The organism is Streptomyces sp. SudanB182_2057 (genome assembly GCF_964272715.1).
In the GTDB taxonomy this organism is placed as follows: domain Bacteria; phylum Actinomycetota; class Actinomycetes; order Streptomycetales; family Streptomycetaceae; genus Streptomyces; species Streptomyces rubradiris.
Map to the genome: position 1 here is coordinate 523,112 of NZ_OZ186798.1, position 24,078 is coordinate 547,189.

At 72.7% G+C, this 24,078-nt stretch carries 20 protein-coding genes; 10 read left to right on the forward strand and 10 right to left on the reverse strand.

What is annotated here, in order from left to right:
* The first annotated feature begins 20 nt into the window (after nucleotides 1-20).
* Nucleotides 21-3,164 (forward strand): BTAD domain-containing putative transcriptional regulator, encoded by a 3,144-nt coding sequence (locus tag ACSURM_RS02005; protein WP_436960884.1) that lies wholly within the window; start codon nucleotides 21-23, stop codon nucleotides 3,162-3,164.
* 135 nt (nucleotides 3,165-3,299) lie between these two features.
* Nucleotides 3,300-4,466: a serine hydrolase domain-containing protein gene (locus ACSURM_RS02010; protein WP_436952841.1), complete on the forward strand. Its 1,167-nt coding sequence runs from the start codon at nucleotides 3,300-3,302 to the stop codon at nucleotides 4,464-4,466.
* Nucleotides 4,467-4,480: 14 nt separating this feature from the next.
* Here ACSURM_RS02010 and ACSURM_RS02015 read toward each other — a convergent pair whose 3' ends face one another.
* A complete protein-coding gene (locus ACSURM_RS02015; RefSeq protein WP_436952843.1) occupies nucleotides 4,481-5,635 on the reverse strand; it encodes an FAD-dependent oxidoreductase in 1,155 nt (384 codons plus the stop codon).
* A 279-nt stretch (nucleotides 5,636-5,914) separates the two neighbouring features.
* Here ACSURM_RS02015 and ACSURM_RS02020 point away from each other — a divergent pair, with 279 nt between their 5' ends.
* Nucleotides 5,915-6,244 carry a hypothetical protein gene (locus ACSURM_RS02020; protein WP_436952845.1) on the forward strand — a complete coding sequence of 110 codons (330 nt, stop codon included), beginning with the start codon at nucleotides 5,915-5,917 and terminating at the stop codon, nucleotides 6,242-6,244.
* Nucleotides 6,245-6,267: 23 nt separating this feature from the next.
* Here the strand turns inward: ACSURM_RS02020 and ACSURM_RS02025 are convergent, their stop codons facing one another.
* On the reverse strand, nucleotides 6,268-7,236 hold the full coding sequence (locus ACSURM_RS02025) for a DUF4232 domain-containing protein (RefSeq protein WP_436952846.1): 969 nt from the start codon (nucleotides 7,234-7,236) through the stop codon (nucleotides 6,268-6,270).
* 218 nt (nucleotides 7,237-7,454) lie between these two features.
* Between ACSURM_RS02025 and ACSURM_RS02030 the strand changes: the two genes are divergently transcribed.
* Both ACSURM_RS02030 and ACSURM_RS02035 read left to right on the forward strand, forming a co-directional pair.
* The gene (locus ACSURM_RS02030; protein WP_436952848.1) at nucleotides 7,455-7,982 is read left to right on the forward strand and encodes a DUF6584 family protein; all 528 of its coding nucleotides are present in this window, start codon (nucleotides 7,455-7,457) and stop codon (nucleotides 7,980-7,982) included.
* 143 nt (nucleotides 7,983-8,125) lie between these two features.
* Nucleotides 8,126-8,926 (forward strand): phosphotransferase, encoded by an 801-nt coding sequence (locus ACSURM_RS02035; protein ID WP_436952850.1) that lies wholly within the window; start codon nucleotides 8,126-8,128, stop codon nucleotides 8,924-8,926.
* A 61-nt stretch (nucleotides 8,927-8,987) separates the two neighbouring features.
* Here ACSURM_RS02035 and ACSURM_RS02040 read toward each other — a convergent pair whose 3' ends face one another.
* The 3 genes from ACSURM_RS02040 to ACSURM_RS02050 all read right to left on the reverse strand — a co-directional run bounded on the left by ACSURM_RS02040 (nucleotide 8,988) and on the right by ACSURM_RS02050 (nucleotide 11,831).
* Nucleotides 8,988-10,310 carry an NAD(P)/FAD-dependent oxidoreductase gene (locus ACSURM_RS02040; RefSeq protein ID WP_436952852.1) on the reverse strand — a complete coding sequence of 441 codons (1,323 nt, stop codon included), beginning with the start codon at nucleotides 10,308-10,310 and terminating at the stop codon, nucleotides 8,988-8,990.
* A 221-nt stretch (nucleotides 10,311-10,531) separates the two neighbouring features.
* Nucleotides 10,532-11,608 carry a response regulator gene (locus ACSURM_RS02045; protein WP_436952854.1) on the reverse strand — a complete coding sequence of 359 codons (1,077 nt, stop codon included), beginning with the start codon at nucleotides 11,606-11,608 and terminating at the stop codon, nucleotides 10,532-10,534.
* Nucleotides 11,601-11,831 (reverse strand): hypothetical protein, encoded by a 231-nt coding sequence (locus ACSURM_RS02050; protein WP_436952856.1) that lies wholly within the window; start codon nucleotides 11,829-11,831, stop codon nucleotides 11,601-11,603. The genes ACSURM_RS02045 and ACSURM_RS02050 overlap by 8 nt, the downstream gene beginning before the upstream one ends.
* Before the next feature lie 453 nt (nucleotides 11,832-12,284).
* Between ACSURM_RS02050 and ACSURM_RS02055 the strand changes: the two genes are divergently transcribed.
* Entirely contained in the window at nucleotides 12,285-13,025 is a 741-nt protein-coding gene (locus ACSURM_RS02055; protein ID WP_436952858.1) for a VOC family protein, read from the forward strand.
* Nucleotides 13,026-13,061: 36 nt separating this feature from the next.
* Here the strand turns inward: ACSURM_RS02055 and ACSURM_RS02060 are convergent, their stop codons facing one another.
* On the reverse strand, nucleotides 13,062-13,565 hold the full coding sequence (locus ACSURM_RS02060) for an Lrp/AsnC family transcriptional regulator (RefSeq protein WP_436952860.1): 504 nt from the start codon (nucleotides 13,563-13,565) through the stop codon (nucleotides 13,062-13,064).
* Nucleotides 13,566-13,700: 135 nt separating this feature from the next.
* On the opposite strand from ACSURM_RS02060, the gene ACSURM_RS02065 reads away from it, so the two are divergent.
* The gene (locus ACSURM_RS02065) at nucleotides 13,701-14,387 is read left to right on the forward strand and encodes a nitroreductase family protein (RefSeq protein ID WP_436952862.1); all 687 of its coding nucleotides are present in this window, start codon (nucleotides 13,701-13,703) and stop codon (nucleotides 14,385-14,387) included.
* Between the two features lie 54 nt (nucleotides 14,388-14,441).
* Here the strand turns inward: ACSURM_RS02065 and ACSURM_RS02070 are convergent, their stop codons facing one another.
* Nucleotides 14,442-15,773, reverse strand: a complete 1,332-nt coding sequence (locus ACSURM_RS02070) for a TolB family protein (protein WP_436952863.1) — start codon at nucleotides 15,771-15,773, stop codon at nucleotides 14,442-14,444.
* A gap of 318 nt (nucleotides 15,774-16,091) precedes the next feature.
* On the opposite strand from ACSURM_RS02070, the gene ACSURM_RS02075 reads away from it, so the two are divergent.
* From ACSURM_RS02075 to ACSURM_RS02085, 3 genes are all read left to right on the forward strand, one after another.
* On the forward strand, nucleotides 16,092-16,802 hold the full coding sequence (locus tag ACSURM_RS02075) for a lytic polysaccharide monooxygenase (protein WP_436952865.1): 711 nt from the start codon (nucleotides 16,092-16,094) through the stop codon (nucleotides 16,800-16,802).
* Nucleotides 16,803-17,241: 439 nt separating this feature from the next.
* Nucleotides 17,242-17,388, forward strand: coding sequence for a hypothetical protein (locus tag ACSURM_RS02080; RefSeq protein WP_289969038.1), 147 nt, complete (start codon nucleotides 17,242-17,244; stop codon nucleotides 17,386-17,388).
* Between the two features lie 230 nt (nucleotides 17,389-17,618).
* Complete coding sequence (locus ACSURM_RS02085) at nucleotides 17,619-18,935, forward strand: phytase (protein ID WP_436952867.1); 1,317 nt, start codon at nucleotides 17,619-17,621, stop codon at nucleotides 18,933-18,935.
* Between the two features lie 63 nt (nucleotides 18,936-18,998).
* On the opposite strand, the gene xdhC is transcribed toward ACSURM_RS02085, so the two are convergent.
* From xdhC to ACSURM_RS02100, 3 genes are read right to left on the reverse strand one after another with little or no spacing between them, the layout of a single operon-like run.
* Nucleotides 18,999-19,811 (reverse strand): xanthine dehydrogenase accessory protein XdhC, encoded by an 813-nt coding sequence (gene xdhC, locus ACSURM_RS02090; protein ID WP_436952869.1) that lies wholly within the window; start codon nucleotides 19,809-19,811, stop codon nucleotides 18,999-19,001.
* 1 nt (nucleotide 19,812) lies between these two features.
* Nucleotides 19,813-22,275, reverse strand: coding sequence for a xanthine dehydrogenase molybdopterin binding subunit (gene xdhB / locus ACSURM_RS02095; protein WP_436952871.1), 2,463 nt, complete (start codon nucleotides 22,273-22,275; stop codon nucleotides 19,813-19,815).
* Nucleotides 22,272-23,735 carry a xanthine dehydrogenase small subunit gene (locus tag ACSURM_RS02100; RefSeq protein WP_436952873.1) on the reverse strand — a complete coding sequence of 488 codons (1,464 nt, stop codon included), beginning with the start codon at nucleotides 23,733-23,735 and terminating at the stop codon, nucleotides 22,272-22,274. The genes xdhB and ACSURM_RS02100 overlap by 4 nt, the downstream gene beginning before the upstream one ends.
* Between the last annotated feature and the right edge of the window lie 343 nt (nucleotides 23,736-24,078).

The window sequence follows — 24,078 nt, forward strand, 5'->3', positions numbered from 1 at the left end:
CCGATACTGGCCCGGTGGGAATGCGGATAGCGCTGCTCGGGCCGGTCCAGGCCCTCGACGGGGACGGCAGGCCGGTCGGAGTCGGGGGACCGAGACCGCGCATGCTGCTGGGCCGGCTGGCGTTGGCGGCGGGTGACGTCCTGACGCCCGGCGTGCTCATCGACGGCCTGTGGGGCACGCGGCCTCCCGCGGACGCGCTCAACTCGCTGCACGCGCTGGTGTACCGGCTGCGCAAGGCGCTGCCCGCCAGTGACGTGCTGGAGTCGGCGGAGGCCGGTTACCGGCTCGCGGTGCCGAAGGAGCGGGTGGACGCCGCCCGCTTCGAGGCGTTGGCGGCACGGGGTGGCCGGGAACTCGCCGCGGGGGATCCCGAGGAGGCGGCCTCCCTGCTCGGCGAGGCGCTCGCGCTGTGGCGCGGGCCCGCGCTGGCCGACGTACGGCAGGCCCCGTTCGCCGGTCCCGCCGTGGCCCGGCTGGAGGAAGTGCGGCTCGCGGCACTGGAGGACCACTGCGACGCACGGCTGCGGCTCGGCGACCACGCCGGGGCCCTGGCCGGTCTGGAGGCGGCGTCGGCGGACCACCCGTTGCGGGAACGGCTGGCCGCGCTGCGCATGCGGGCCCTCAAGGCGGCGGGCCGGCAGTCCGAGGCGCTGGCCGTCTTCGAGGACGTACGGGGCAGGCTCGCCGACGAGTTGGGGGTCGATCCCTCGGCGGAACTGCGCGAGGCCCATCTGGCGGTGCTGCGCGGCGAACCCGGGCCGTCCGCCGTACGCTCCGGGCCGGCCCCCGGCCGACTGCCCGCGCCGCTCACCACGTTCGTCGGCCGGGACGGTGAACTGGCCTCGCTGGGCAGGCTATTGGACGCCAACCGGCTGGTCACGGTCATCGGCCCCGGCGGGGTCGGCAAGACCCGGCTGGCCGTGGAGGCCGCCGCCAGGCACCGCACCCGTCAACAAGGCCGGCTGTGGCTCGTGCCGCTGGCCGGAGCGCACGGTCCGGACAGCGTGACCGACGCGGTCCTGGGCGCGCTCAGCACCCCGAACGCGGCACGACCGCCCGCCGACGGCCGCGCGGAGCCGCGGGAACAGGTGGTCGATCTGCTCGGGGGCGGCGAGGCCGTGCTCGTGCTGGACAACTGCGAGCATGTCGTGGACGCCGTCGCCGAGTTGGCGCAGTACCTGCTCGAGCGGCGCCCGCGCCTGACCGTCCTGGCCACCAGCAGGGAGCCCCTTCAGATCCTGGGCGAGGCGCTGTGCCGCATCGGTCCGCTGCCCCTCCCCCGCCCGGGGGCGGACCCGGCCGAGGCCGCCGCGTCGGCCGCCGTGCGGCTCTTCGTGGACCGGGCGACGGCCGTACGGCCCGGATTCACCCTCGACGGGCCCACCCTGGCAGCGGTCGTCGAGGTGGTACGGCGGCTGGACGGGCTGCCGCTCGCCCTGGAACTGGCGGCGGCCCGGCTGCGGTCGATGACCGCCGGGGAGATCGCACACCGGCTCGACGACCGGTTCCGGCTGCTGGCCTCGGGCAACAGGACGGCCCAGCCCCGTCAGCGCACGCTGCACGCGGTGATCGAGTGGAGCTGGGAGCTGCTGACCGGCCAGGAGCGGACGCTGGCCCGGCGCATGGCCGTCTTCCCCGCCCCGACCGGGGCCGGCACCGTCGAGGCGGTGTGCGCGGGCGGGACGCTGCCCGCCGGGGACGTCGCCTATGTCCTCGGTTCGCTGGTCGACAAGTCGTTCGTGGAACGGGTCGGCGACGGTTACCGGATGCTGGAGACCGTCCGGGCGTACGCGGCGCGGCGGCTGCTCCAGGCGGGCGAGCGGGAAGCGGTCCGGGACCGTCTGGTCCGTCACTTCGCGGACGTGGCCGAGGAGCACGAGCCGCTGCTGCGTTCGGCCCGGCAGCAGGCGTCGTTCGCGCTCCTCACCGCCGAGTACGACAACCTGGTGTTCGCGCTGCGGGCGGCCGTCGACGGAGGGGACGCGGACGCCGCGGCCCGGCTGCTCGCCCCGCTGTACTGGTACTGGAACGCGCTGCGCTACGACGCGCGTGCCGAAGCCCTGGTGGCCGAGGTCTGCGGGCTGGGCGACGCGCTGCCCGAGGTCGCACGGGCCGCCTTCACCGGCCTTCGCCTCGTGGCCGGGGGCGGGCCCGCCCCCGGCGCCGAACGGGTGCGCGCCGTGATCGAGGACTGTGCGCGCACCGGGGCCTTGGAGCGCTATCCGATGCTGCTCCTGATGACGCTTCCGATGGGTTCTCTGGTCGGTCTGGAGGATGTGGTGCACCGCCTGATCCAGGAGGTGCGCGGGCGCCGGGACCGGTGGGCCGTGGCCTGTACGTTCCTGGTGGAGGCCTTCGCGCGGTACGACCGTGGCGACTGGGCGGGTCTGGCGGATGCGACGGCCGGCGCCCTGCGCGAGTTCGAGGCGGCGGGCGACCGGTTGTGCACGGCGATGGCGCTGGCCGGCGTGGCACGGGTCCGCTCGGTGGAGGGCAGGCATCACGAGGCGGTCGCCGCGTATCAGCGCGGGCTCGCCCTCGTACCCCGGGACGATATCCAGGCCCGGCTCGGACTCGCCGCCGAACGGATACGCGGCGGTGACCTGGCCGGTGCCCGGCACGACATCGACACGGCCGAGCGGCAGGCCCGGGACCGCGGTGACGACTTCGTGCGGCTCGCGGCACTGGCCTGCCGGGCCGAGTGGCACCGGCGCGCCGGGGAGCCGGAACCGGCCGGCCGGCAGCTGGACCGGATGGAGGCGCTCGGCCGGGAAGCCGGCCTGTCCGACGAGATCGTGCAGGACTGGGTCGCGCCGGTCCGGGTGGCGAACCTGCTGGCGGCGGGCGATGCCGTACGGGCGCGTGAGCTGCTGCCCAGGGCCGTGCGGGGGGCTTTCGCCCACCGGGATCCCGCTCCGGCCGCGCAGCAGTTGGCGGGGGTGTTGCTGGCCGAGGGTGATCCGGACGGCGCGGCCGGCGCGCTCGGCATGAGCGAGGTCATCCGCGGGGCCTTCGACGCCGGTGACCCGGAGCTGCGCGACCTCGTCGCCGCACTCGTGCGACGGCTGGGCCGCGCGGGGTACGCCACCGCGTACGACCGGGGCGCGGCCATGCCGCGGCAGGAGGCGCTCGACCGGCTGCGCCGGGTGGCCGACGGCTCCTGACAGCGGGCCGCCCGGTCTGTCAGCAGCTGATCAGAGCCTTGTCACCACCGGTCGGCATCGTCGTCCGCGTACCGAGAGACGGGCGGGCAGCGGGACCGGCAGGGACCCGGTGGCGCCCGTGACGAGGAGGACGACATGACGAATTCCGTGAGCGGCGGGCGCGAGAAGGTCCAGCGGATGCTGGACGGGGTGGTGGCCGAGCTGGGCGTGCCCGGCATCGTCGCCGAGGTCCGCGACACGCACGGCAGCTGGTTCGGCTCCGCCGGGGTGGCCGACCTGGAGTCCGGCCGGCCGCGCCAGAAGGGCGAACACCTGCACGTGGGCAGCGCCGGCAAGGCCTTCACGGCGGCGGCGATACTGCGGCTGGAGGCCGAGGGCAGGCTGAGCATCGAGGATCCGGTGGAGAAGTGGCTGCCCGGTGTGCTGGACGTCAACGGCTACGACGGCAGCAGGATCACCCTCAGGCATCTGCTCAGCAACACCAGTGGGCTGTTCACCACCGGACTCGCCCCGGAGCTGACGCGCCGCTACGCCACCCGCTCCGCGTTCAACGAGCACCGCCACGACATCTGGACCGCGGACGAGCTGCTGCGGCTCGCGGTCTCCCAGCCCCCGCTGCACGAACCCGGAGCGGCCTTCGCCTACTCCAACGGTGGTTTCTACCTCGCCGGCCTGATCATCGAGAGGGTCACCGGCAACAGCTACGCGGAGGAGGTCGCGCGCACCGTCACCCGCCCCCTCGGCCTGGCGCACACCTATGTGCGCCCCGCTGGGGACACCGGTTACCCGGAGCCGCACCCGAGGGCGTACACGGGTCTGTTCTTGCGGGACGGCGTCGACCCCGCGGACGTGACCTCGGAGAACTGGCAGTCGATGCTGGAGGAGCCCGGTCTTCCTCCCCTCGACATCACCGAGTTCAACACCTCCTGGGGCTGGTCCGCGGGCAACGTCGTCTCCACGACCGGAGAGATGATCGAGGCGTTCCGCGCGCTCGCCACCGGCCGCCTGCTGCCGGCCGAGCAGCACCACGAGATGTGGACCACGGTCTCCACCGAGGGCGGCCACTGGTTGCCCCATTCCGTCTACGGTCTGGGCGTGTTCGAGCTGGACCCGGCGGTGACCGGCGGGCTGCGGCTGCGCGGCATGGCCGGCAGCATGCCGGGGTCCCACCTCGTGGCCGTCGGCACCACCGACGGCGAGCGGACGATAGTCGTCCACACGAACACCGAGGCCAAGGGCTGGGAGGTGGTGTTCCGGGCCGTCGAGGCGCAGTTCGACATCCCGCCCGTCAAGGGGCTGTAGCCGGCTCCCCGGCCTCAACTCCGCGCGCTGTCCTGGCGGATCTCCTCGTGCCGGGAGAACGCGGCGATCAGGTCGTGGGGCAGGGGGCCGTCGGAGTCGTTTCCGTGGGCGCCGCCGCCTTCCCAGGCGGCGGCCTCGGCGCTGCGGGGGAACATGGCCTGCTCGTACGCGCTCAGCGCGGCCTCGGTGTCGTCGGGGTGCGCGGCGAGGGCTTCGCCGAGTTCGGCACCGTCGAGCATGGCCAGGTTGGCGCCTTCGCCGTTCGGGGCCGCCAGGTGGGCGGCGTCGCCGATGAGGGTCACGCCCGGCACCCTGTCCCACCGGTGCTCGGCCGGCAGGGCGTAGAGGCGGCGCAGGACGGGTGCGGTGTCGCTGTCGGTGATCAGTGCGGTGAGTTCCGGTGCCCAGCCGTCGAATTCCCGGGCGATCCGCGTGGCGGCCGCGGCGGCGTCGGTGAAGTCGACGGCGGCGAACCAGTCCTCCGGCTCGGTCAGCCCCACGTAGGCGTGCAGGGTGTCGTCCTTCTCCCGGTGGGCGAAGATGTCCCGGTCCGGGGTGTGCGCGAGCATCGCCCCGCCGCCGACCGCTCGCGCGGCGGCCGGGTGGCGGGTGCCGGCGTCGAACAGGTAGGTCTCGACGACCGACTTGCCGGTGTACCGGGGGGTGGCCGCGGACAGCAGGGGCCGCACCCGCGACCACGCGCCGTCCGCGCCGACCAGCAGGCTCGTGACGACGGTGCCGCCGTCGGCGAACACCACCTCGTGCCGGCCCCCGCCGAGGGACCGGACGCGGCCGGCCTTGTGCCCCCACCGGACGGTTCCGGGCGGGAGCGAGTCGAGCAGCATCTGCCGCAGGTCGCCGCGCTGCACCTCGGGGCGTCCACCCGTACCGTCGTCTGCCTTGTCGAACAGGACGGTTCCGTCCGGGGCCAGGAACCGCATCGCCTGACGGCCCTCCAGGACGAGGCCGGCGAACTCGTCCATCAGTCCGGCCGTCTTCAGGGCGAGCTGCCCGTTGTAGTCGTGGATGTCGAGCAACCCTCCCTGCGACCGCGCGGTCGGGGAAGGGTCCGCCTCGTAGACCGTGGCCGGTATCCCATGCATGCGCAGGACACGCGCCAGCACGAGACCGCCGAGCCCGGCACCGATGATCGTGACGTCAACAGCCATGGGGGGTTCCTTCCGGGTCCGGACCGCCGGGCGGACACCCGGCGGTCACTCCGCGAGCACCGCCGCGGACGGGCCGGGGCGACGCGATGCCGGCGGCCGGACCCGCTGGGAGTCCTCCGCCGGTCACCAACCTCCGCCCGCCCACCGACAAAGCACCGACAGACCGCCCATGGCCACCGACAGACCGCCTCCAGACATGTCCGTCGACCCGTCACATGGCCAAAGTCGCGTGATGTGTGCTTTTATCCCGCTGCTGATTGATCTTTCCTGGAGCACTGGTTGATTGCGATAGCGGCGGTCCTGGCGGACATCGTGCTGATTCTGAGGCACCGCGTACGTACCTCGTCCGAGCCCGTCGAGTCCGCGCCGTGGCGCCACATGGCCGCCGGGCTCGCGGGATGCGTGGCGGGCTGGCTGGTCGTCGGCCGGCCGGACATCGTCTGGGACGACCTGTCCCTGACTCTCATCTGCGGTGTGGTCCTCGCCTCCGAGGCCGCGCACGCGGCCCGGATCCTCTCCGGACGGGCCTGGGCGGGCTGGGCGACGGCGTGCGTGAGCGGAGCGGCGGCGGCCACCTGGCTGCTGCCCGACCCGCTGCCGTTCTCCTGACCCACTCGGCGGGCGGGGCGGATCTAGCGTTCCGCCTTTTGCCACGGTCGGACGCCGAGCTTTCCGGTGGTGCCGAGGTCCAGGTGCGGGGTCACCGTCACCGGGTCGGCGCCCTCCTTCGCCCGGATCCGCACATAGGGGGCGTTCACCGGTGTGCCGAACTGGGTGGTGTTGCGCCAGACCAGGCCGGCGGTCGCCGACTCGCCGGGGTTCAGCCTGACGGGCCGGGGCGGTTCGTCGGGCCCGGCGCCGGTGCTGATCTCACCGCTGCCGTGGAGGATCTCGACGCCGTCGACGGGCTGGAGCTCGTCGTCCAGGAGTTCCAGCAGCGGGTAGCCCTCGACGGTGTAGGCGCGTTCGCCGCAGTTGTCGAGGTGCAGGCCCACGACGCGCAGCCCCATGGCCGCATCGCCCTTGTCGGCGCTGACCCGGATGCCGGAGGCGGGACACGTGCCAGGTTCGGCCGGCGCCTCGGCCGCGGGGACCTTGGTCACTTCGGCCACCTTGGCCCCCGTCACCCGCGGCGTGGTCGGCGGCAGTTGCCCGGCCCGGACCGTGCCCCGTACGGTCTGTCCCGGGCCGACGTCGCGCACGGTCTCGGTCTGGTTGGCCATGGCCCCGCCGTCGGCGCTCGTGAAGGTGACGACGACCGTGTAGGTCCAGGCCTCGGTGCCGTGGTTGGTGACCTCGTACGCCGCGGAGATCCCCGAATCCGCTTCGGTGGGGAGCCTGTCGGCGGAGACGAGGTAGCTGCGGGTGGGCGAGGGGGAAGGGGAGGCAGACGGGAGGGTCAGCGAGGTGATCCGTACGCCGTCCTTGCCCGGGTCATCGATCCGCGTGACATTCCGGGACGCCGACGCGCGGGCGTCGGTGCTCCCGGGGCCCGCGTGCTCCGTCCCGCACGCCGTGAGCAGGACGGCGGCCGCGGCCAGGGCCGACAGCAGGGGAAGGGGCGCGGCGGAAGGGCAGCGGAGGTCAGCAGGTCTGCGCATCCGGCCATCTCATCAAGGTGCGCGCCCCGTGCGTGTCGCAGAGGTCACAGTTCCGGTCACAAGGGTGTCACAAGTGGGCCGGAGGAGGCTCAAGAGGCCGTCCCGCAGGTGTGGTTGAGCCGTCCCGGTGAGGTCCGGCCGTCGCCGCCGGGAGCGAGCGGGCGCTGAGCGGCGAAACCCGGTCGCGGTGACTCGGCACGGTGGTCGATCATACGTTCATGCCCCTGAGTGAGACCCTTGCCCGAGTCGACGCGGACCTGGCCGCCGGCCGGGTTCCCCTCGCGCGCCAGCGTCTGCGCGGTCTCGTGTCGTCCTTCCCGTACGACCTGACGCTCCGCCGGCGTCTGGCCGAGGTGTACCGGCTCTACGGCGACGCCGCCGAGGCCGGGCGCTGGATGTACCTGGAAGAGGACCGGGACGCCGAGGAGACCGCCGCCTTCGAGGCGCGCTACGGGTCTGCCGCGCGGCGGATGAAGGCCCTTGCCTGGCGCGGCCCCGAGGCGATGGCCGCCGACGCCTTCGCGGAGCGTCAGCTGGTCGCGGTGCGGACCGCGTGCGCCGGGGAGCTGGGGCGCGCGGTCGACTGGGACGACCCGGACTCCTACCGGGACGGCCTGGAGGAGGAGTACGGGGAGCCCGCCCGGCCGCGGTCCCTGAGCGATGTGCTGGTGGGCGTCGGCTGTCTGGTGGGGGCCCTCGCGTTCCTCGCGGTCTGGGTGAACGGGGTCGTCGCCCTCTTCGACTGACACACACGTGGACACGGCCGAGGTGGGCGGGGCGGCGCGTGCGACGCGGCACCCGTGTCGTCGTTCCGGAAGGCCGGAGGCGCAGGGGCCGCTTGTTCGCGCCCGGGTACGCGCGAAGGCGGTCCGGAGGTAGCGTGATCGTCATGACGGCTGAGGGCGAGGCGCTGGTCGGCGGGATGGCGAACGCGGGGGCGGTCTTCCGCCGCGGTGGGCTGGTCGAGCGCCCGGCACCGCGCAACGCGCGCACGCTGCATGCCTGGCTGCGCGCGCTGAAGGAGCACGGCTTCGACGCGGCGCCGGCCCCTGTCGGCCTCACCGCGGGCGGGCGCGAGCAGTTGACGTTCATCCCGGGAGACGTGGCGTTGCCGCCCTACCCGGACTGGGCGATGACGACGGCCGCCCTCGCGTCGGTGGGGAGTCTGCTGCGGCGCCTGCACGAGGCCGGCGCTGCCGTCGCGGTCGACACCCGTGCCGAGTGGCCCCGGGACCTGGCCGATCCGGAGGGGGGAACGACGCTGTGCCACAACGATGTGTGTCCGGACAACGTCGTCTTCCGCGACGGCCGTGCCGTCGCCCTGATCGATTTCGACTTGGCGGCCCCGGGCCGTCCCCTGTGGGACCTCGCCATGACCGCTCGCTACTGGGTGCCCATGCTCGACCCCGTGTCCGCGGCCGGCCTCTACCCCTCCGGGCTGGACGCGCCCGCACGGCTGCGGATCCTCGCCGACGGCTACGGGCTCCCGGCGCGGGACCGCGCCGCGTTGCCCGGCGTCGTCGAGCAGGCCACGGAAGTCTGCCGGGCCTTCGTCGCCCGCCGGGTGGCCGACGGTGACCCCGTCTATCTCCGGGCGTTGGCCGAGCGGGGCGGATGGGAACGCTGGGACCGCGTGCGGACGTGGCTGGCGGACCACCGCGAGGCGTTCACGGCCGCCCTGCTGGACTGACCGGCAGCCTCGCGGACCGGAAAGGCCCTGATGGCGGGCCCGCCCCCGCACGCCGCGACGGTCAGTGGATCCCCGTCAGGACCCGCGCCGTCCGCAGGAGAAGGCGCGGGCTCGTGAGAGCGCGCGGGTGTTTGCGCATGTTCACCACGGCCATGAACTCCTCGTTGACGGCCCGGTCGATCACGGAGGCCTCCACGACCTTGTCACCGACCCAGCGGAGCAGCCGGTAGCCCGGCGGGTACGGGCCCGTCACATGCGGCTGGGCGAGATCGGCGGCCGCGGAGACCTTCCATGCCGCGTCCACGACGACGCCGAGCCGCCGGAAGTAGTCCCAGGCCGGCGCCTGTGGGGAGGCCCCCGAGCGCAGGTGCGCCGACAGCGACGAGGCGGCGAGCGTGGCGAGGGTGAGCCCTTGGCCGTATACGGGGTTGACGGAGGCGACGGCGTCGCCGACGGCGACGAGTCCCCCGGGGAAGCGCCCAAGCCGGGTGAAGTCGCGCCGTCGGCTCTCGGGGAAGTGGAACGTCTCGATGTCCCCGTCCCAGCGGCAGCGGTCGGCCACCTCACGCAGTGGGGCGACGCACCGGCGCATGCGCCGCAGGAATTCCTCGGGGTCCCGACCGGGCCGGTAGTCGCCGTATCCGACCAGCACCACGGACCACCGGTTCCGCTCGACCGCCACGAGGGCGCCGGGTTCGCTGAGGCGCTGTTCGTAGCCGTTGGCGGGGCCCGGCGTCGCGTGGGCGACCACCGTATCGGGAAGTTCGTCCCCGCGGTGGAACGTGGCGGTGGCGTACCCGAGGTCCACCTTCATCCGCTCCATGGGCGGGCTGTCCCACCCGTGCCCGGCCAGCCACATGCCCAGCCGGCTGGAGCGGCCCATGGCGTCGACGACCAGGTCACCGCTCAGGTCGGCGAGGTCGTGGGGCCGCGCGGTGTCCTCGGCGGGCAGTACGCGGACGCCGCGGACGCGTGTGCCGTCGAAGATCAGGTCCCGGGCCCGCGCGGTCATCACGGTGACCTGGGGCAGGGCCAGCACCCGCCGGCGCACGTGCTCCTCGAGGAACGGCCGGGTGGCGCCCAGCAGGGTGTTGTCCGGAACGCATGCCTTCAGCACTCCGTCGACGTAGTACCGCACTTGCGGGCCTCTTCCCACCTGGGCGCCGCCGGCCACGAGTTCCTCGGTGATGCCGGGCAGCCAGCGGTCGAGCTGCGCGTGGCCCATCGACAACAGCGCGTGCAACTGCCGTCTGTGCGGCGCCCCCTGACCCGAGCCGTCCGCGCCGTCGGGGTCGACGACGACCACTTCCTCGGCATGGTCGGCCAGCACGCGAGCCGCGAGCAGCCCGGCGAAACTCCCGCCCATCACGATGGCTCGTCGCACTTCGAACCCCCTTGAAGCAGGCGGGCGCGGACCCGGTTCCGTCAGCGCGTCGGGCCCCGGCCGATGTCGTGATCGACAAGGACCCCGGGAACCCGTCGGCACCTTCACCTTCACCGTAAGGGCTCACCGCCGCGCGCGTACGCCTCTCCCTCCGCCGAGTCCGGAATCCGCCCCCGCTTCGTCCGGGTGAGTCACCGGTACCCACCGCGTCGGCAAGCCGTCTACTGCCCGTGCCGCTCCAGGTAGATCGAGGTGAACACGGCGACCTTGGCGCGCAGGGCCCACGGGTCGAAGGGCTTGCTGATGTAGTCGACGGCGCCGGCCGCGTACCCACGGGCGGAGTGCTCGGACCCCGTGCCCATCGCCGTCAGGAAGATGATGGGCACGTCCCGGGTCCTCGGGCGGCGTTTGATGTGGGCGCAGGTCTCGTAACCGTCCATCTCCGGCATCTGCACGTCCATGATGATGACGGCGAAGTCGTCGTGGTCGAGCAGGGCCTTGAGGGCCTCCCGGCCGGAGGAGACGGTGACGAGTTCCTGCTCCAGCGTCGCCAGTACGGCGGTCATCGCCAGCAGGTTGTCCGGCTGGTCGTCCACGACGAGGATCTTGGGCATGCCCTGCCGTCCCGTCGGCAGCACGGCCGTCGTGGCCTGCTCGACGGCGTCCAGCTGGCGTTCGAGGAGATCGCAGCGGTCCTCCGCCGCGGCGCGCTGGGCCTGTGCCTCCTTCAGGGCCGCGCCGAGCCGCTCGACCTCCAGCTGGAGCGCGTCGCGCTCCTGGATGAGGCCGTAGACGTCCGGGTGGGCCTTGGCGAACTCGTCCGCCCGCCGCTGCTCGGCGATGCGGTCGACTTCGAGCTGGTTGAGCCGCGTCTCCAGGTCGGCGATGCGCAGGGTGCGGTCCAGCAGCGCGTCGCCGAGGACGTCCCCGCGGACGCTGGACCGCCGGGACACATGGTCGGCGTCGGCCAGTTGCCGCTCCAGGATCTCCACCGCGTGCTTGGGCGACGAGGCGGCGTCCACGGCCGAGCCGTACAGGCCCCGCACCAACTCGATGGCCTCGGTGGTGACCGCGGTCCCGCGATGCTCGGCGACGTCGGTGAAGAGATCGCTGATCACCTGCCACGGCGGTAACCGGGTGCCGTTGAGGTACCGCGAGACCGTGCCCGGGTCGAGCCGGCGCCGGGCCGCGTACCGGCGGACGGACACATCGAGGCTCTCGAACAGCTCGCGCAGCGCCTCGGCCAATGCCCGGGAGTCGTCGTTCAAGTCCTCGCCGAGCGGACGCAGTTCACCCATCGCTGTCCCTCTCGGCCGGGCCGGCGCCGACGGGGGCCGGGGGCCGTGGGGCGTCGTCCTCGGCGGTGATGAGGCGGTTGAAGAACGGCACGGCCAGTCCCGTGGCGGCGAGGCCCGCGAGCAGGCCGCGGGCCGTTCCTTCCCCGGCGACGGCCGTCAGCCCGCTCGCCGTCACGCCGGTGAGCAGGGCGAGCAGAAGTACCAAGGCTGATCTCGGTGACAACAGAGGACGGTCCACCGCGCGCTCCATTCGTGCGACCCGCCGCCGTACGACGGGACATGCCCCCCATCCGGCCGATCGCGGACGGTGGAACCAGGATGGCCGAAGCCGGGGGCGTTGCGGCCCACAACCCGGAAGCGGGGCGACGCGCAGCGCCTGTTGCACGGACGTTGCCGTCCCCCGTGCCGCCGTCCTGGCCGGTCAGGAGCGTGGCGCGGGATCCGTTGCCGGAGTGTTGCTCTGCAACGGTGCGCGCAGGGCGGGGCCGAGCGCTGCCGCGGAGAGCCGGCCGTGCGGGATCACCCCGCCGTCGTGGCGGTCGCGTATCCCTCGTCACCGGGTGAAGACGAGACTGACGTCGTGGCCGCCGGACCCGAACGCGTTGGCGAGCGTGGCAGCCCACTGCCCGGAGGAAACGCCCCCGGCCCGGTGCGGGCCGCACATAGGATCGTCGGCATGGCGCTGCGGCCGGTTCAGGTGAACATAAAAGCTCTCGACAGCACGGCGGTCGGCCGGTTCTGGGCGGAGGCGCTCGGCTGGACCGCTTACCACCCCGGCGTCACCACCTATGTGGGGCCCGCCGGTGGCCTCGTCTGGCCACACCCGGAGACCGTCTGCGTCGATGTCGTTCCCGTCCCGGAACCCAGGACAGCGACGAAGAACCGCGTGCACCTCGATCTCGCCACCACCTCCGCCGCCCATCAGGCGGAGCTGGTCGCGCGCTTGCGGGCGCTCGGCGCGAAGCCCGCCCAGGTGGGCCAGGGCACAGTGCCGTGGACGGTCCTCGCCGACCCGGAGGGGAACGAGTTGTGTGTACTGGAGCCCCGGGAGACGTACCGGGACACCGGGCCGGTCGCCAGGGTGGTGGTCGACTGCGCGGACCCGCGGGCGATGGCCCGGTTCTGGGGTGCGGCGACGGACTGGATCCCGCACGAAGTGACCGAAGAACAGGCGGTGTTGCGGTCCGCCAAGGGCTATGGACCCCAACTCGTGTTTCTCCGCACGCCCGATGTGAAGACCGTGCCGGACCGCGTCCATCTCGACCTGCTGCCGTACCCCGGTGACGACGCGGCGGCGGAGGTGACGCGGCTGCGGGCTCTCGGCGCCACCGACCTGGACCTCGGTCAGGGCGATGTCCCATGGACGTGTCTCACCGACCCGGAGGGCCACGAGTTCTGCGTCCTCGCCCTGCCCTGACACGAAGCCGCCGCCTGGCCGCGGGGCCGGTTCCGGTCATGGCTGACGCGCGTCCGGCCTCTTCGGCAGACCGGCCAGCTCGTCGACCAAGGGCTGGACCCGGTAAGGGATGACCGCGCTCAGCGCGATCACCGTCGTGCTGCGGCGGACGCCGGGCACCTCGAGGACATGGTCGATCACCTGTTGTACGTGCTGATTGCTCGTACCCGCGATGCGGCACCAGATGTCACCGGGACCCGTCACGATGTGGGCCTCGAGGATCTGCGGCACGGCGCGGAGACGCGCGACGATCGCCTCACGGGCCGACTGGTCCACTTCGAACGTGGTGAACGCCTCGACCACGTGGCCTAGGGCGGCGACGTCCACGTCCGGTCCGTAGCCGGTCACCACGCCGGAGCCGGTCAGCCGGTCGAGCCGGGCCTGCAACGTGCCGCGCGCGACGCCGAGTTGGCGGGCGATCTCCAGCAGGCCCGCACGCGGGCGCTCCCGCAGCAGGCGCAGCATCCGGCCGTCGAGCCTGTCGAGTCCCTGTCGTGCCACCGCACCTGCCGATCTGCGACCTCGGAGACACCTTCACACCCTATTTTTTGTCAGATTAGCAAGGGATCGAAGGGTCTGTTGCGTATTCGTCTGCCGGTGGCCCACGCTGTGGCTCCCCGTCCACGAGGAGCAGTCGTGAGGCAGCACACCCACCCGTTCACCCCTTACCGGCCCGACCGGTACGACGAGGCCGAGATGGTCCGGCGGGGGAAGGACTTCGTGTCGTTCCTCGAACGCCGGCGCAGCGTGCGGTTCTTCAGCGACGAGCCGGTGCCCCGGGCGTGCGTCGACCTCGCCATCGCCGCGGCGAACACCGCCCCGTCCGGGGCGCACCTCCAGCCCTGGAAGTTCGCCGTGATCGGTGACGCCGCGACCAAGCACCGGATCCGGGTCGCCGCCGAGGAGGAGGAACGGGTCAATTACGAGGGCGGACGGATCCCGCCGGAGTGGCGCGCCGCGCTCGCGCGCCTGGAGACGGACTCGGACAAGAGCTACCTCGACGTCGTGCCGTGGATCGTCGTCTGCTTCGCCGAGAAGAGCACCGCGTTGCCGGACGGTTCGCTGCGCAAGAACTACTACGTGAACGAGAGTGTGGGCATCGCCTGCGGCTTCTTCATCGCCGCCCTGCAGGCGATGGGGCTGAGCACCCTGACGCACACACCCAACCCGATGGGCTTCCTCACCGAGATCTGCGAGCGGCCCGGCAACGAACGGCCCTACATCCTCTTCCCCATCGGCTACGCGGCGGCCGACTGCGAGGTCCCGGACCTCACCCGCAAGTCGCTGGCGGAGGCGACCATCGAAAGCCCCGGCCTGCTCTGAGCCCGGTCTGCGCCTCGTCCACCCGGTCCGCCCCGTCCGGCGCGCGGGCCGCCGTCAGCGCAGGCGCACGGCGATGATGTCCCGGTGGCCGTTGGTGTCGCCCGGTGCCAGGCCGTCGTCGTGCGGGAAGGCGACGGTGCGGCCGACGGCGTCCGCGGTCACCTCGTACGTCCCGGTGGCGCTCTCGGTGCCGTCCGCGGCCACGTCCAGCCGCCGCACCCCTCCCGTGCGCAGGTCCTTCGCGAACACGTCGGAGGCGCCGTTGGTGTCGCCGGGCACGAGGTTGTCCGCGGCGGAGACGAAGAACGCCCGCCGCCCGCCCGCGCCGAGCAGGCCGCGCCCCGAACTGTCGCGCGCCTGCGTGCCGTCGGCGGCGGTGCTCACGCGCCGGGTGGTCCCGGCGGCCAGGTCACGGACGAACACATCGGCGGCGTCGTTGGTGTCGCCGTCCACCACGTCGGCCGACGAAGAGGAGAACACCGTGTAGCGCCCGTCCGGGCTGAGGCCCGTAGCGGGCGACGCCGGCATGCCGAGGGTGCCGCCGTCGCGGTCGACGGCCGCGGGCACGGTCTTCCCGGTGCGGGTGTCGTGGACGTAGAACCACCAGGGCCTCGGCGCCCGCGGCTGCCGCGCGGCCGACCCGCGCGGCGGGTACCACATCCGGCGGAACGCGATCCTGGTGCCGTCCGCGCTGATCGAGGGCGCCAGGGAGGTGCTGGTTCCCTCGAGGTGGTCGGTGAAGACGCTGACCAGCCTCGTGGTCCCCCCCGCCCGGTCGTGCACGAACACGTCGATCCCGCTGTTGGTGTCCTGCGGCACCAGGTCGTCGCGGTAGGAGGCGTACGCCACGTAGCGGCCGTTCGCGCTGATCACCGGGTCGTAGCTGTTCCCGGGGACCCCGCCCGGGTTGGCCACCAGGACCTCGGTACGCCCGGTGATCCGGTCGTGCACGAAGACGTCCCAGGCGCCGGGCATGTCCCCGGGCGCGAGGTTGCCGGCGCCGGAGTCGAACGCGACGTAGCGGCCGTCCGCGCTCACCGAGACGTGCGAGGCGGTGGCGTCGGCCTGGCCGCCGTCACTGGCGACGTTGACCCGGTCCACGGCACCCGTACGCAGGTCCTTCACGAAGACGTCGGCGAGGCCGTTGGTGTCGCCCGGCACCAGGTTGTCGGCGTCCGAGAGGAAGGCCACGAAGCGGCCGTTCCCGCTGAGCACGGCGCCTGCCGAGTCCCCGTCGGCCGGGGTGCCGTCCGCCGCCGTACTCACCACCACCGGCGCCGGATGCCGCACCGCGTCGCGCGCCTGCGGTACGGCCGCCGCCGGAACCACGCCCGCCGCGCAGGCCAGCACCACCACCGGTAAGACGGCCGGTCCCCGGAACCTCATGTGTCCTCCCCTGCCCGCCCGAGCCGGTCACCGCCGCCGGAACGCGGGCGGCTCGACCGGACGGCACCCCCTGCCGCCCTACGGCCCGAGCCGAGCCAACCCCGGCCCGCCCGCCCGGGTCAACAGGCGATCCGGCCACCTGGCCCCCAGGACGCGCGTTTCACCTTGTCCAGCCTCTTGACCGAATCCGGTCTACGACTATGGTCTAGACCTAACACGCAACAGGTCCAGACCTCTTCGGCCGGCGCCTCGACTCGTCCGGCACGGCCGGGCTGCGCCGACAACGGTTCCGACACACACCGAAGGAAGTGGCACGGCATGAACACGAAAAGACGAGCGGCTCTCGCGATCGGCGCGCTGGTCGCCCCGGTGATCGCCGTCAGCCTCCCGGCGAGCACGGCCAGCGCCCACGGCTGGGTCACCTTGCCCACGAGCAGGCAGCAGCAGTGCGCGGAGGGCGCCGTCGACTGCGGCCAGATCAAGTACGAACCGCAGAGCGTCGAAGGGCCGAAGGGCCTGCAGAGCTGTAGTGGCGGACACGCGGAGTACGCCGAGCTCGACAACGACAGCAAGGGCTGGAAGGCCACGCCGGTCGGCACGACGGCGACGTTCACGTGGCACAACACCGCCCGGCACGCCACCGCCAACTGGCAGTACTTCATCGGTGGCCAGAAGATCGCCGAGTTCGACGGCCGCAACCAGCAGCCGGCCGCGGACGTCAGCCAGCAGGTGGACTTCGGCGGCTTCACCGGTCGGCAGAAGGTGCTCGCCGTCTGGAACGTCGCGGACACCGCCAACGCCTTCTACTCCTGCGTCGACGTCAACATCGGCGGCGGCGACGGTGGCAGCGGCGGCGGTGGCGGTGAAGACACCTGCACCGCGCCGGCCTGGGACGCCGCGCACGTCTACAACGGCGGCGACACCGTCACCTACGGCGGCCACACCTGGCGTGCCAAGTGGTGGGTGACGGGCGACAAGCCCGGCAGCACCGGCCAGTGGGGTGTCTGGGAAGACCTCGGGACCTGCTAGGCCACACCTCCGGCCCGCCGGTGCGCGCCTTGCGGCGCGCACCGGGCGAGGCGGGGGCCGGGGCGCCGCTTCCGCCGGCAGGCAGCGAGCCGCCGCCGAGCGAGCGCCGGGAGAACAGGCGCGCCCTGCCGAAGGCGCCTCAACGCCCGTACTACGTCGGCGAGTTCTCGGTCACCGCCGAGATGCCCGCTCGACTGCCTCCCCCGCCGTGAGCACGCGGCCGGCACCAGTGGCCGGGCCTCGCCGCGTAGTGGCCGACCGAATCCACCGACCGGCTCCGCGCCGCGCGCCAGTCCGCGGCCGGCCTCGGACGACTGCCGCGAAACGCCCTTCGCCTGGCCGATCCCCGGCCGGAAGGGGGTGGACCGCCGGTCACCGGGTATTCGGTCACTCGACGAGTGCCTCGGAAGAAGCGGAGCACGACGACGGGAGGAGCGTCATGGCCGGAGTTGTCGAACGCATCAAGCAGTTCGCGAGGAGCCCGCAGGGCCGGCGAACGATCGAACAGGCGCGCAGGACCGCCGCCGATCCGCGCCGCCGTGCCCAGGCACGGGAACTGGTGCGGAAGCTGCGGGGTCGCCGCTGAGCCCAGCCCCGCACCGGTCACGGGCCCGTGACCGGTGGGCCGGCCGCCCGGACCGCGAACAGGACGTCTGCCCGGCGGAAAGCGCTTGGGGCAGGCGTCCTGTTGCGTGATGAACGACAGTTGGCGTGCGGTCGTCCTGTCCGTGACCAGGTGTCCAGCTCACGGTTCCCTGAAGGCAAAGTTCTCCCTCCAAGATCGGCGTGTCCACGACACCGACCAAGGAAGCGCTTGTGAGAACGCATCGCACTCCGCGCAAGGCCGCCACCCTCGCCCTGGGCGCCGCCCTGCTCGCCCTCCTGACCGCCGCCCCCGCCGGGGCCGACGACGCGGGCCTGCCGACGGTCACCCCGGCCGGCGAGACCCCCGCCCTCTACGACGACGAGGCGGGCGGCGACTCCGACGCGGACGACCCCGCGATCTGGCGCAACGCGGCCGACCCGGACCGCAGCCTCGTCATAGCGACGGCGAAGAAGGGCGGCCTGCGCGTGTACGGCCTGGACGCCCGGCTGGTGCAGTCGTTGCCCGCGCCGCGTCCGGCGGCCGAGGACGACGCCCCGGGCCGCTTCAACAACGTCGACCTCGTCACCGGCCTGAGCACCCCCGCCGGCCGGACCGACGTGGCCGTGGTCAGCGACCGGGGCAACGACCGGCTGCGGATCTACCGCATCGACCCGGCCAGGCCGAGCGCGCCGCTGACCGACATCACCGACCCGGCCGCGGCCCCGGTCTTCTCCGCCGACCAGGCCGAGATCAACGACCAGCGCACCGCGTACGGCCTCGCCACCTGGCGCGACAAGACCACCGGCCGCTCCTACGCCCTGGTCAGCCAGCGGGAGCGGACCCGGCTCGCCCTGCTGGAACTGACCCCGACCGCGCGCGGCACCGTCGGTTACCGCAAGGTCCGCACCCTCGACCTCCCGGCGTCGTTCCGGCTGCCCGACGGCACCACCTGGTCGCCCTGCGCCGAGCCCGGTGAACTCCCCCAGGTCGAGGGCATGGTGGTGGACCCGGACACCGGCACCCTGTACGCCGGCCAGGAGGACGTCGGCATCTGGCGGCTGCGCGCCGACCTGACCGACCGGCCGGTCCTGGTGGACAAGGTCCGCGAGTACGGCGTCCCCGGCGTCTACGACGAGGCCACCGAGGAGTGCGCGGCCGGCACCGACCCCGGTTTCGGCGGCGAGCACCTGACCGCGGACGTCGAGGGGCTGACCCTGTTCCAGGAAGCCGACGGGGACGGCTACCTCTTCGCCTCCAGCCAGGGCGACGACACCTTCGCCCTGTTCGACCGCGAGGTGAGCGAGCACAACGAGTACGAGGGCGGCTTCCGTGTCGGCGCGGCCTCCGCGACGCTCGACGGGTCGGAGGAGTGCGACGGCGCCGCCGTCCTGAACGCCCCGCTGGGCAGCCGCTACCCGAACGGTCTGCTGGTCGTCCAGGACGGCCACGACACCCCGGAGGTCCCCGACGGCGAGGGCGGCACCCGTACGGCGACCGGCTTCAAGTTCGTCGACCTGGGTGACGTGGTGGACGCCGCCGACCTGTGACAAGGGCGCCCCGCGCCATGCTCCGGCACGAGCGCGGGGCACCCCGTCCATCCCGTGGGGGAGTCAGTCGTCACCCTCGGACTCGAAGGTGCGCAGCAGATCGGCGGCGACGCTCACGGCGATGGTCGCCGGCTCCTTGCCGGTGATGCCGGACAGCCCGATCGGGGTCTTGATCCGGTCGATGGCGGCGTCCTCGTGGCCGCCCTCGGTGGCCAGGCGTTTGCGGAACCGCGCCCACTTGGCGGCCGACCCGATCAGCCCGATGGAGCCGAGGTGGCTGGTGCGCAGGGCGGCGTCGCAGAGCGCGGCGTCCTCGGCGTGGTCATGGGTCATGATCAGGACGTGGGTGCCGCGCGGCAGCTCTTCCAGCACCTCCTCGGGCAGCAGCGGCGTGTGATGCACGTGCACCTGCGCCACCGCGTCCGCCAGCACGCCGAGCCGGTCCTCGGCGAGGACGTCGGAACGGCTGTCGATCAGATGGAGGTCGAGGTCCTGGCGGGCCAGGATCCGCGCCAGTTCCAGGCCGACGTGCCCGACGCCGAAGATGGCCACCGCCCGCACCACCCGCAGGGGTTCGAGCAGCACCGAGACCGTGCCGCCGCAGCACTGCACGCCGTGCTGGTTGGTCACCTTGTCGTTCAGGGCGAAATCGATCAGCTCCGGCTTCGGCTCGGACGCGGCGATCATCTCGCGGGCCCGGTCGATCGCGACGGCCTCGACATTGCCGCCGCCGATCGAGCCCCATGTCTCGCCGCGCCCCACCACGAGCTTCGCACCGGCGTCGCGCGGGGCGTGGCCGCGCACGGTCGCGACGGTCACCAGCACGCCGGGTTCCCGGCGTGCCCGCAACCGCGCGACCGCGGCGACCCACGTCATGTCAGGCACCGTGCAGCGCTTCCGCGCCGGTCCGGTCCCTGCCGTCGGCGACCTGCCCGTTCCCGGCGTGCCCGTTCCCGGCGTGCCCGTTGACGGCGAACCCGTCGCGGACCTGCCCGTTCCGGGATGCACCACCCTGCCGAGCCGCCTGGATCGCCCAGTACACCGCCTCGGGTGTCGCGGGCGAGGCCAGCTCGACACTCGTCCCGCCCGGGCCGAACGCGGCGGCGGCCTGCCGCAGCGCCTCCCGCACCGAGAACGCCAGCATCAGCGGCGGCTCGCCCACCGCCTTGGAGCCGTAGACCGCGCCCTCCTCGGTGGCGTTCTCCAGCAGCGTGACGTTGAACTCCTCGGGCATCTCCGAGAAGCTCGGCAGTTTGTAGGTGCTGGCGGCCTGGGTCAGCAGCCGGCCGCGGTGCGGCCCGTCCCCGGTGTCCCAGCGCAGGTCCTCCAGCGTCAGCCAGCCCGCGCCCTGCACGAAGCCGCCCTCGACCTGGCCGATGTCGATCAGCGGGGACAGGCTGTCGCCCACGTCGTGCACGATGTCCACCCGCCGGATGCGGTAGGCGCCGGTGAAGCCGTCCACCTCCACCTCGGTCGCGGCGGCGCCATGGGCGAAGTACTTGAACGGCGAGCCGCGGAACGTCTTGGCGTCCCAGTGCAGCCCCTCGGTCCGGTAGAAACCGGCCGCCGACAGCTGGACCCGCTGGAAGTACGCCGTGCGCACCAGGTCGTCCCAGGCCAGCTCCTTGTCGCTGCCCAGCAGGCGTGCGACACCTCCGACGATGCGCACGTCCGAGGCGTTGCCGCCGAGCTGGCTGGCGGCCACCCGCAGCAGTCGCTCGCGCAGCTGCTCGCAGGCGTTCTTGATCGCCCCGCCGTTGAGGTCGGCCCCGGAACTGGCGGCGGTGGCCGAGGTGTTGGGCACCTTGTCGGTACGCGTCGGGGCCAGCCGCACCTTGTGCAGCGGGATGCCCAGGGTGGTCGCGGCCACCTGCATCATCTTGGTGTGCAGGCCCTGGCCCATCTCGGTGCCGCCGTGGTTGATCAGGACCGAGCCGTCCTTGTAGATCAGCACCAGCGCGCCGCCCTGGTTGAAGGCGGTGAGGTTGAAGGAGATGCCGAACTTGATGCCGGTGAGCGCGAGCGCCCGCTTGGTGTGCGGGTGCGCGGCGTTGAAGGCGGCGATCTCCCGCTTGCGGTCGGCGATGCCCGCGTCGTCCTTGACCTGCTGCCAGACGGTGGCGATCCGTTCGGCCTGCGTGACCGGCTGTCCGTACGGCGTCGTCTGGCCCTGGCCCGGCCGGTAGAAGTTGCGCTCGCGCAGATCCGTGGGGTCCAGGCCGAGCCGTGGCGCGCAGCGGCCGAGGATGTCCTCGATCACCAGCATGCCCTGCGGTCCGCCGAAGCCTCGGAAGGCGGTGTTGGAGACCGTGTTGGTCTTGGCGATGCGGCCGGCGACGCGCGCGTTGGGGATCCAGTAGGTGTTGTCGATGTGGCACAGCGCGCGGGCCAGCACCGGCTCGGACAGGTCCAGGCTCCAGCCGCCGTCCGCTACCAGGGTGGCGTCCAGGGCCTGGATGCGGCCCTCCGCGTCGAACCCGATCTTCCACTTGGCGTGGAAGCCGTGCCGCTTGCCGGACATGGTCAGGTCCTGCGTCCGGTTGAGCCGGAACCTGACCGGCCGGCCGGTCAGCTTGGCGCCGAGCGCGGCGACGGCCGCGAACCCGTGGGGCTGCATCTCCTTGCCGCCGAAGCCGCCGCCCATCCGCAGGCACTGCACGGTCACCTCGTGGGCGGGCACGCCGAGCACGTGGGAGACGATCTCCTGGGTCTCCGAGGGGTGCTGGGTGCTGCTCTGGATAAACACCTGCCCGTTCTCGTCGATCTGGGCCAGCGCCGCGTGCGTCTCCAGGTAGAAGTGTTCCTGACCGGCGAACTGGAACTCACCGGTGAACACGTGCGCGGAGTCGGCGAAGCCGGCGTCGATGTCACCGGTCTCCATCAGGGGCTGGGCGCCGTGGTAGCTGCCGGCCGCCATCGCGTCCTGGAGGGTGACCAGGGAGGGCAGCTCCTCCAGCTCCACCTCGACGGCCGCCGCGCCGAGCCGGGCCGCCTCCAGGGTCTCGCCGAGCACCCAGGCGACCGCGTGGCCGTGGAACATGACCTCGTCGGGGAAGAGCGGCTCGTCGTGCTTCATTCCCGCGTCGTTGACACCGGGCACGTCGGCACCGGTCAGCACGCGCACCACGCCGGGCACGGCGAGCGCGGGCTCGGTGCGCAGTGCGGTGATCCTGCCGTGGGCCTTCATGACCTGGACCGGGTAGGCGTGCAGCACGTCCTTGGTGCGCCAGACCAGGTCGTCGGTGTAGAGCGCGGTGCCGGTGACGTGCAGGGCGGCGCTCTCGTGCGGCATCGGGACGCCGACTACGGGGTTCTCGGGGCGTTCGGACAGATGGCTCATGACGACACCGCCTCGGTGGTTCCAGCGTACAGCTTGAGCAGGCTCTGGCCGAGCATCGCGGAGCGGTAGTCGGCGCTGGCACGGTGGTCGCTCATCGGCGTGCCCTCGGCCCGCAGCACCTGGGCCGCGGCGTCGACGGTCTCCGCCGCCCACGGCTTGCCGGTGAGGGCCGCCTCGGTGGCGAGGGCGCGGATCGGGGTGGCGGCCACGCCGCCCAGTCCGATGCGTGCCTTGCGGACGATCCCGTCCTCGATGTCGAGCGCGAAGGCGACCGCCACGCTGGAGATGTCGTCGAAGCGCCGCTTGGCGATCTTGTGGAAGGCCGTGACCGGGGACAGCGGCAGCGGGATGCGCACCGCGCGGATCAGTTCGCCGGGCCGGCGCACGCTCTGCCGGTAGCCGGTGAAGTACTCCGCCAGCGGAACCTCGCGCTCGCCGTCGGCGTCGGCGAGCACCAGCGACGCCTCCAGCGCGAGCAGCACCGGCGGGCTGTCACCGATGGGCGAGCCGGTACCGAGGTTGCCGCCGAGGGTCGCGCCGTTGCGGATGAGCCGGGAGGCGAACTGCGGGAACAGCTCGGCCAGCAGCGGGATCTCGCCGTCGAGGCGGCGTTCGATCTCGGTGAGGGTCAGTGCCGCCCCGATCTCGATGACATCGGGTGCCACGCGCAGCTCGCGCAGTTCGGGCAGCCGGTCGATGGCGACCACGCACTCCGCGCGGCGGGAGCGGATGTTCACCTCCACACCCCAGTCGGTGGAGCCGGCGACCACCACGGCGTCGGGCCGCTCGCGCAGCAGCCGGAGCGTCTCCGCCAGGGTGTTCTTGCGCACGAACGCGCTGTCGTCCTGGGTGTACTCGGTGGCGACCGGCGCGGGCGGGTCCTGCTCGCGGCGCCGCGCCAGCGGGTCCTCCTCGGCGGGCGTGCCGACGGCGAACGCGGCGTCGCGGATCGGGCGGTAGCCGGTGCAGCGGCACAGGTTTCCGCTCAGCGCGTGCAGGTCGAAGCCGTTCGGGCCGTGCTCGGCGTCGGCGTGGCCGGCCGGGTCCGCGTGCGCGCAGCGATCGGGCCGGTAGTACTCGGCGGCCATGCTGCAGATGAATCCCGGGGTGCAGTAGCCGCACTGGGAGCCGCCGCGGACCGCCATCTCCTCCTGCACGGGGTGCAGGGTGGACGGCTTGCCGGGTTCGCCGGCGGTGGCGAGACCTTCGGCGGTGACGACCTCCTGGCCGTCGAGCGCCGCGACCGGGACCAGGCAGGCGTTGACCGCCACCCAGTCGGTGGCCTTGTTCACCCCGGGACGGGCCACCAGGATCGAACAGGCGCCGCACTCACCCTCGGCGCAGCCTTCCTTGGTGCCGGTGAGGCCGCGCTCGCGCAGGAAATCCAGCACCGTGGTGTGGGGCGCGGCCGGCGAAATCGGTGTCTCTTTTCCATTGACCGTGATACGCGCCGCTACCATGACGGGCCTTCAATCCGGTGCGCGATCGATCGATTCATCATGTTCGCCAATTTCAGGCAGCTTTCTGTGCTCAGACGCGCCACGTGAGAGCAGCGGGCGCAAAACGACACGCGATGACGACGTGCCGGGATGTCGTGGAGGAAGACTCGGGGCGTGCCACGAACGGGCACACCGGAACGGCGTGTTCAGCAGCCGTGTGCGATGCGACCCGGAACCCAGACCGTGCGGCGAGCGAGGCGACCGAGATCAGAGCTGGTGTACATCCGCTGGTCGCCTCCTTTCGGCGGTTATGGTTCGATGTGTACCGCAAAATAGTGGCTGAGGCCACGGAATTCAAGAGGTT

Excerpts from the sequence above, each read along its gene's own strand:
- ACSURM_RS02005 (WP_436960884.1), top strand. The coding sequence starts at position 21 with ATGCGGATAGCGCTGCTCGGGCCGGTCCAGGCCCTCGACGGGGACGGC.
- ACSURM_RS02010 (WP_436952841.1), top strand. The coding sequence starts at position 3,300 with ATGACGAATTCCGTGAGCGGCGGGCGCGAGAAGGTCCAGCGGATGCTG.
- ACSURM_RS02015 (WP_436952843.1), bottom strand. The coding sequence starts at position 5,635 with ATGGCTGTTGACGTCACGATCATCGGTGCCGGGCTCGGCGGTCTCGTG.
- ACSURM_RS02025 (WP_436952846.1), bottom strand. The coding sequence starts at position 7,236 with ATGCGCAGACCTGCTGACCTCCGCTGCCCTTCCGCCGCGCCCCTTCCC.
- ACSURM_RS02030 (WP_436952848.1), top strand. The coding sequence starts at position 7,455 with ATGCCCCTGAGTGAGACCCTTGCCCGAGTCGACGCGGACCTGGCCGCC.
- ACSURM_RS02035 (WP_436952850.1), top strand. The coding sequence starts at position 8,126 with ATGACGGCTGAGGGCGAGGCGCTGGTCGGCGGGATGGCGAACGCGGGG.
- ACSURM_RS02045 (WP_436952854.1), bottom strand. The coding sequence starts at position 11,608 with ATGGGTGAACTGCGTCCGCTCGGCGAGGACTTGAACGACGACTCCCGG.
- ACSURM_RS02055 (WP_436952858.1), top strand. The coding sequence starts at position 12,285 with ATGGCGCTGCGGCCGGTTCAGGTGAACATAAAAGCTCTCGACAGCACG.
- ACSURM_RS02070 (WP_436952863.1), bottom strand. The coding sequence starts at position 15,773 with ATGAGGTTCCGGGGACCGGCCGTCTTACCGGTGGTGGTGCTGGCCTGC.
- ACSURM_RS02075 (WP_436952865.1), top strand. The coding sequence starts at position 16,092 with ATGAACACGAAAAGACGAGCGGCTCTCGCGATCGGCGCGCTGGTCGCC.
- ACSURM_RS02080 (WP_289969038.1), top strand. The coding sequence starts at position 17,242 with ATGGCCGGAGTTGTCGAACGCATCAAGCAGTTCGCGAGGAGCCCGCAG.
- xdhC (WP_436952869.1), bottom strand. The coding sequence starts at position 19,811 with ATGACGTGGGTCGCCGCGGTCGCGCGGTTGCGGGCACGCCGGGAACCC.
- xdhB (WP_436952871.1), bottom strand. The coding sequence starts at position 22,275 with ATGAGCCATCTGTCCGAACGCCCCGAGAACCCCGTAGTCGGCGTCCCG.
- ACSURM_RS02100 (WP_436952873.1), bottom strand. The coding sequence starts at position 23,735 with ATGGTAGCGGCGCGTATCACGGTCAATGGAAAAGAGACACCGATTTCG.